Here is a 4,263-nt window from a genome sequence, read left to right on the forward strand (position 1 = left end):
GACCGGGCGCTGGTCCGGCGCCAGCCGCCCGCCCAGACGCCGCGCGATGGCGTGGGAAGCCGCATTATCCCGATGCACTTCGGCCTTGGCCGAGGTCAGGCCCAGCGGGCCGAAGACCCAATTCTGCATTGCCCGGGCGGCCTCGGTCGCCAGACCCCGGCCCTCGGCTGCGGCCGTCCACAGCGACCAGGTCAGTTCCACCTGACCGGCGTCTTCCCATTGCATCGGCCCGAAATGACCGACGGGCAGGCCCGTCGCCCGATCCTCGGCGATCAGCCGGCCGAAGCCGCGCATCACCCAATGCCCAAAGAAAGAAGCGAACTGTTCCGCTGCCTGCTGTTCCTTCTTGACGCCGCCTGCATAGACAGTGCGGGGCGAGGCGCGGTAGTCGCGGAACGCCGGCCAATCCTCGGCCCTCGGCGCGCGCAGCACCAGCCGTTCCGTTTCCAGAACGGGCAGTCCGGTCAGCTGCGGGCGGAGGGCCGGGGTCATTTCTTCTTCATCAGCCCCGAAAGACCCGAGGGCAGGCCAAGGCCGCGCGGCATGCCGGGGAAGCCGCCGCCCATGCCCATGCCCTGCTGCATGCCCTTGGCGGCCTCGGCCATTTCCTCGGGCGACATCTTCGAGATGTCGGGCATGCCGCCGCGGCCCATCATCTGCTTGATGGCCTGTTTCATCATGCCGCCCTTGCCCATCTTCTTCATCATGTCGGCCATCTGCTTGTGCTGCTTCAGCAGCTTGTTCAGATCGGCCACCTCCAGCCCCGCGCCGGCAGCGATGCGCTTTTTCCGGCTGGCGGCCAGAAGATCGGGGTTCGCCCGTTCCTTCTTGGTCATCGAGTTGATCAGGGCGATCTGGCGTTTCAGCATGCGGTCATCAAAGCCCGCATCCTCGGCCATCTTGGCGGCCTTGCCCATGCCCGGCAACATGCCCATGACGCCCTGCATGCCGCCCATCTTGAGCATCTGTTCGAGCTGCATCTTGAGGTCGTTCATGTTGAACAGACCCTTGGCAAAGCGTTTCGCCATGCGCTCGGCCTGTTCGGCCTCGAAGGTTTCGCGGGCTTTCTCGACCAGCGCAACAATGTCGCCCATGCCAAGGATGCGCCCTGCGACACGCTCGGGCTCAAAGGCGTCCAGCGCCTCCATCTTTTCGCCAAGGCCGACAAAGCGGATCGGCTTGCCGGTCACGGCGCGCATCGACAGCGCGGCGCCGCCGCGGCCGTCGCCGTCCATCCGGGTGAGGACCACGCCGGAGATGCCGACCTTGGCGTTGAACTCGGTCGCCACATTCACCGCGTCCTGGCCGGTCAGGCCATCGACGACCAGCAGGGTTTCGCGCGGCTGGGCGATGTCGCGCACCGCCTGCACCTCGTCCATCAGCACTTCGTCGATATGCAGACGGCCTGCGGTATCGAGGAACAGCACGTCATAGCCGCCCAGATTGGCCTGGGTCTTGGCGCGCTTGGCGATCTGCACCGCCGTCTCGCCCTTCACGATGGGCAGGCTGTCGGCGCCGATCTGCCCGGCGAGGATCTGCAATTGCTCCATCGCCGCCGGGCGCTGGGTGTCGAGCGAGGCGAGCAGAACCTTCTTGCCCTGCTTTTCCTTCAAGCGCTTGGCCAGCTTGGCGGTGGTGGTGGTTTTCCCCGAGCCTTGCAGACCGACCATGAGGATGGTGGCAGGCGGGTTGTCGATCTTGAGCGCCTCGGGCTCGCCCTCGCCCGACAGCACGCGCACCAGCTCGTCATGCACGATCTTCACGACCTGCTGGCCCGGCGTCACCGATTTGGTGACGGCCTGACCCGTGGCCTTGGCCTTCACCGCCTTGATGAAATCGCGCGCGACGGGCAGCGAGACATCCGCCTCCAGCAGCGCGGTGCGCACTTCGCGCAGCGCGGTGTCAACGTCAGCCTCGGACAGGGCGCCCTGTTTGGTCAGGCGATCGAAGACACCGCCAAGGCGTTCGGAAAGCGATTCGAACATGCGTCGTCTCCAGTCAGCGGGCCGTAACCCGTGGGTTCAAAGCGGTGCGGCACCCGTGGGCGCAACGCGCTGACGGATGGCGATCCCCGCATAAGCGATGGGACCGGAAGCGCAGGCCTCCGGGGATTTGGGGTTGGGCATAGGGGGATGGGGGCGCAGAGTCAAGCGCGGAAGGGGTTGCGGGTATCTGCCCGGCGGGGTTTCATGCCAGAAACGGGCTTTGGAGGCGCGCGTGTTCTTTCGCTATCCGGTATCGCCAGAGGTTCAGGGCTGGATCGTGGCGAATTTTCGCTGGGCGATGGCGGCGGGGGTGCTGACGGGCGCCACGCCGCTGGCTGGGCCGGGCGATCCGGCGGAGGTGCGGGCCGGCACGCGCGCGGCTTTGGCGCGTTGCGCCGATGCACCGCCGGGTGGGCCGGGCATGGCGCATCATCTGACCGATCTGCATGGGGTGACGCGCGGTTTCGGCCTGTCGCTGTTGGGCGAGGAGGGGCCGCTGTCACTGCCGGTGCGGGCGCATGCGCTGGCGCTGTTTCTGGCGCTGCGGGAGATAAGTCTGCCCGATCTGCCGCCGCGCCCGGCCCGGATGGTGGCGCGCGCCCTCGGGCAGATAGGTAAAGACCCCGCAACCCTGATGGGATTGCGGGGTCTGTTCTAGGCCGATCCCGTCAGGGAGCGATGGGGATCAGCTATCCGATTGCGGCAGCATGCCGACCAGTTGCGACAGGGTGTAATCGGCCGGGTTCACGCCGAGTTGCGCGGCGATCTGCACCTTGCCTGCATTCAGGCTGGAGGCATCGCTGACGGCGCGGGTGGCGCCCGAAAGGATCGCGGCTTCGGTCGTGGTGTCATTGTCGCGGCGGGCTTCGCCAAGGCGCGACAGTTCGGTGGGCGACAATTGGCCGGGGGCCACGCGCAGTTGCGCCTCGATCTGGGCGATGCCTGCATTGCCGCTGGCCGAACCCATGCTGGATTTCGACACGCCGGCCCGCGACAGGATGGCGTTGATGGTGGTGGTGTCGTTCTCGCGCTTGGCTTCGGCCAGTTGCGACAGCTCGGTGGCGCTCAGGCTGCCGGGCTCGACGCCGAGCAGGTTCGATTGCTGCACGAGGCCGGGGTTCAGGCCTTGGGCCGAGGCGGTACCGGCGGCGGTGGCCAGAACGAGGGCGGCGAATACGGTTTTCACGGACATGATCTTCTCCTGTGTCCTTCGGTTGCGACCCGCGCCGATTGCGCCGGGCCTCCTGTCCAACGGTGCCCATCGGGCCATCCGTCTTCGGTGAGACAGAGATAGGCCCCGAAAAATTTTTTAGGAATATCAGGGAATTGAGAGGTCGCTGTGCGGGTTTGCACAACACGAAGCCGTGACGGATGCGTGACAGAAAGGTGAAGGCGCCCGGCCTTGCAATCGCGACGGAAAGCCCAATTTGAACCGTTGGGTTCATTTGGCCTGATGTCTGGCGCAGCTTGCCATTCCCGGCGCGGGGCGTCACAGATCATCCGTCAGCAGCAGGAAAACAACGCATGCGCGCCTATGCCATCGGCGATATTCACGGCCATCTGGATCTGCTGGAGGCGGCGCATGATCTGATCGCGGCGGATATGGCGCGCGAGGGTCACGCAAGCGTGATCCATGTCGGAGACCTGGTGGATCGCGGTGAAAACAGCCGCGGCGTGATCGAATTTCTGATGGCGGGGCAGGCGCGCGGTGCCGATTGGGTGGTGCTGAAGGGCAATCATGACCGGATGTTCAGCCGGTTTCTGCACAATCCCGGCGAATCGGAGCCGGGCTTGCGAGCCGAATTGTCATGGCTGCATCCGCGTCTGGGCGGCGGGCCGACGCTGGCCTCTTACGGGGTGCATGCGCCGGGTGACCGGCCGGTGGCGGCGGTGCATGCCGATGCGCTGGCCGCCGTGCCGCAGGCGCATCGCGACTGGCTGGAGGCGCGGCCGGCGCAGCATCGCCTGGGCTGCTGTCTTTATGTCCATGCGGGCATCCGCCCCGGCGTGGCGTTCGAGGATCAGACCGAGACCGATCTGGTCTGGATCCGCGAGCCGTTCCTCAGCAATCCCACCGATCATGGTGCGTTGATCGTGCATGGCCATACCGCGCTGGACGCAGCGACGCATTACGGCAACCGCCTGAACCTCGACAGTGGGGCGGCCTATGGCGGGCCCTTGTCGGCAGTGGCCATCGAGGGGCGCAAGGCGTGGCTCTTGACGCCACAAGGCCGGGTGGCGCTGCTGCCCGAAGGCTGAGGGCTTTCGCGGGCGCGGA

Annotated in this window: 5 protein-coding genes; 2 read left to right on the top strand and 3 right to left on the bottom strand. The window is 66.4% G+C overall.

Translation table 11 applies throughout. The features are described 5' to 3' along the window. Together JNN06_RS14355 and ffh are read right to left on the bottom strand one after the other, a co-directional pair. On the bottom strand, positions 1–492 hold a 492-nt coding region (locus JNN06_RS14355), incomplete at its 3' end, for a GNAT family N-acetyltransferase (RefSeq protein WP_291240281.1). Next, the gene (ffh, locus tag JNN06_RS14360) at positions 489–1,985 is read right to left on the bottom strand and encodes a signal recognition particle protein (RefSeq protein ID WP_291240282.1); all 1,497 of its coding nucleotides are present in this window, start codon (positions 1,983–1,985) and stop codon (positions 489–491) included. The genes ffh and JNN06_RS14355, both read right to left, overlap by 4 nt. A gap of 232 nt (positions 1,986–2,217) precedes the next feature. Between ffh and JNN06_RS14365 the strand changes: the two genes are divergently transcribed. Further along, entirely contained in the window at positions 2,218–2,643 is a 426-nt protein-coding gene (locus tag JNN06_RS14365; RefSeq protein WP_291240283.1) for a hypothetical protein, read from the top strand. Between the two features lie 27 nt (positions 2,644–2,670). Here JNN06_RS14365 and JNN06_RS14370 read toward each other — a convergent pair whose 3' ends face one another. After that, a complete protein-coding gene (locus JNN06_RS14370; protein ID WP_291240284.1) occupies positions 2,671–3,177 on the bottom strand; it encodes a hypothetical protein in 507 nt (168 codons plus the stop codon). Positions 3,178–3,509: 332 nt separating this feature from the next. On the opposite strand from JNN06_RS14370, the gene JNN06_RS14375 reads away from it, so the two are divergent. Beyond that, a complete protein-coding gene (locus tag JNN06_RS14375; RefSeq protein WP_291240285.1) occupies positions 3,510–4,244 on the top strand; it encodes a metallophosphoesterase in 735 nt (244 codons plus the stop codon). Positions 4,245–4,263: the final 19 nt, after the last annotated feature.

Source organism: Gemmobacter sp. (assembly GCF_016792925.1).
GTDB lineage: Bacteria > Pseudomonadota > Alphaproteobacteria > Rhodobacterales > Rhodobacteraceae > Gemmobacter.